The organism is Mycobacterium sp. (assembly GCF_050701675.1).
GTDB lineage: Bacteria > Actinomycetota > Actinomycetes > Mycobacteriales > Mycobacteriaceae > Mycobacterium.
Window position 1 is genome coordinate 1 of sequence record NZ_JBOGDD010000063.1, and the last position, 1,843, is coordinate 1,843.

The window sequence follows — 1,843 nt, forward strand, 5'->3', positions numbered from 1 at the left end:
CCGCGTGGGTGCCCGATTCTCGCTGCCTGCCAGAACCTCAGTGGTGAACTGTGGTGTCCACATGCGGAACGTAGACGCTGGGCTGGTTGACGGTGTTGACCCAGTCGTGGTGACCAATGTCGGCCTGCGCGGGTCCGGCCAGTCCGACGACTCCGGCAGTCAGCGCGCCTGCGATCAGCGAGGCGATTCCCAGCTTCTTCATGATGATGCTCCCTATGACTATGTGTTCATTGATTCCAGCGGCCGCGAGTACGACGTTGGGCGACTGCCGGGCCGTTCCGGAGCACTCCGTAACGGGTCACTAATGGTAACACTGGTCATGAACCATTAATTCCGCCAGTGAGAATCCGTCTGTGCTTGGCAGAATCGGCCCCGCACGAGGCCATGCCGCGGGCCGTGCACGTGGAAGTTCTGCAGCACAGCCCGCATCGGCCCTGTTCATCGAGGTCGGTGGATCGTGTCTCGTCCCATCGGCCCAGCTGGACGGCCTCGCCACCCTGCCTGAGGCGGCCCGCCACGGCCACCGATCATCGACTAATGGTGAGATCTGGGCGTATCGTTATATGTTGATCGGTTACCGGCGTCTCCGGGCGCCCAGCGACCACGTTTGGAGGGACGATGTCACCGACCTCGACCAGCCCGCAGTTGGAGGACGCATTGCCGATCCTGCTGACCAACACGGTCTCCATCGACCGCGGGCGGATTGACGACATCTTCGCCGATCGCTCGGGCGTGAGGCAGTGGGTGAGCACCATAGGCAAGCAGATCGACCTGTGGCCGCGCCCGTCCAACGGCCAACCGATCACCGACGACGAAGCCGAGCGCCTCATTTCATTGCGGGACGGTATCCGCCGACTCGCCGCCGAACACACCAGCGACCCGCGAGCGCTCGGTCAGTCGCCCGTGCGCGATGTGGCTGCGGCGATGACCATCGTCAACACCAGCTCCGCGCTCGGGTGGGTCTGGCCCGAGATGCAGTGGCACGGTTCGACCGCGCTACGGCGCGACGTATGGACGGGCGGAACCTACGCCGATGCGCTCACGACCCTCATCGCCCGACAGTCAACGGATCTCATCACGAGTCCCCAGTGGGATCGTCTGCGGCCCTGCCTTGCCCCGGGCTGCGCGTACTTCTTCCTCAAGGACCACCTCCGCCGTGAATGGTGTTCGCCACCTTGCGGAAACCGGGCGCGCGTGGCACGTCATGCGCAACGCCACCGCAACGATTGAGTGCGGGCGCCGGTCGATCAAGCGCGACCCCAGCGGCGAACGGAGACGCCACGCTGGGTATCGAGGTCGACGACGCGCTCCCAACAGCGGCAACGTCGTCATGGCCGCCGTGATTCTGCACCACCCCGACCTGGTAACCCACTGGGTCGAGGGCCCCGCAACCTTCACCCCCACGGCTGGATCCTTCGCCGTCCAAGTTGCGCGCACCTACGACGGGGACGCGCTGACGTTCGACACCCCAGCCGGACCAACCATTCGGTCGGCGACCGAGTTCGAGCAATCCCAGTTTCTGCGGCCGTTCCTCCACGCGCTGAGGTACGGAAGCCCGTCCAGCGGGGACGGCAGGCGAGACGGGCTCTCTGGAGCCGCCGAACGCTGAGCCGCCTTGGATCATCACTTGACATCACCATTCGCTCCGCTGGCTCCCGCGGGCGCCGACACCTGGCGCGCGTTCGCTCGATTCGGGGCATCGGCAGCGAATAATCGAGCAGTGACGCTTCCGATGATCGCGGCGTACATCCTTGCCGCCGCGGCCGCCGTCGAAGCGGTAGCGCTGGTCGTGCTGTGGCGGCGACTGTCGAACCGCGACGCCGAACTCGCCGAGCTGCAGCGC

The 1,843-nt window shown here is 65.7% G+C and carries 3 protein-coding genes and 1 pseudogene; 3 read left to right on the top strand and 1 reads right to left on the bottom strand.

Annotated features, from left to right (window positions below; translation table 11 throughout):
- Positions 1-37: 37 nt before the first annotated feature.
- Positions 38-202, bottom strand: coding sequence for a hypothetical protein (locus tag ACRDUX_RS01905; RefSeq protein WP_526410473.1), 165 nt, complete (start codon positions 200-202; stop codon positions 38-40).
- A gap of 416 nt (positions 203-618) precedes the next feature.
- Between ACRDUX_RS01905 and ACRDUX_RS01910 the strand changes: the two genes are divergently transcribed.
- The 3 genes and pseudogenes from ACRDUX_RS01910 to ACRDUX_RS01920 all read left to right on the top strand — a co-directional run.
- A complete protein-coding gene (locus ACRDUX_RS01910) occupies positions 619-1,230 on the top strand; it encodes a CGNR zinc finger domain-containing protein (protein ID WP_526410475.1) in 612 nt (203 codons plus the stop codon).
- A gap of 100 nt (positions 1,231-1,330) precedes the next feature.
- The gene (locus tag ACRDUX_RS01915; RefSeq protein ID WP_526410477.1) at positions 1,331-1,609 is read left to right on the top strand and encodes a hypothetical protein; all 279 of its coding nucleotides are present in this window, start codon (positions 1,331-1,333) and stop codon (positions 1,607-1,609) included.
- An 18-nt stretch (positions 1,610-1,627) separates the two neighbouring features.
- A pseudogene (locus ACRDUX_RS01920) lies at positions 1,628-1,843 on the top strand (hypothetical protein); the annotation flags it as partial.

Excerpts from the sequence above, each read along its gene's own strand:
- ACRDUX_RS01905 (WP_526410473.1), bottom strand. The coding sequence starts at position 202 with ATGAAGAAGCTGGGAATCGCCTCGCTGATCGCAGGCGCGCTGACTGCC.
- ACRDUX_RS01910 (WP_526410475.1), top strand. The coding sequence starts at position 619 with ATGTCACCGACCTCGACCAGCCCGCAGTTGGAGGACGCATTGCCGATC.
- ACRDUX_RS01915 (WP_526410477.1), top strand. The coding sequence starts at position 1,331 with ATGGCCGCCGTGATTCTGCACCACCCCGACCTGGTAACCCACTGGGTC.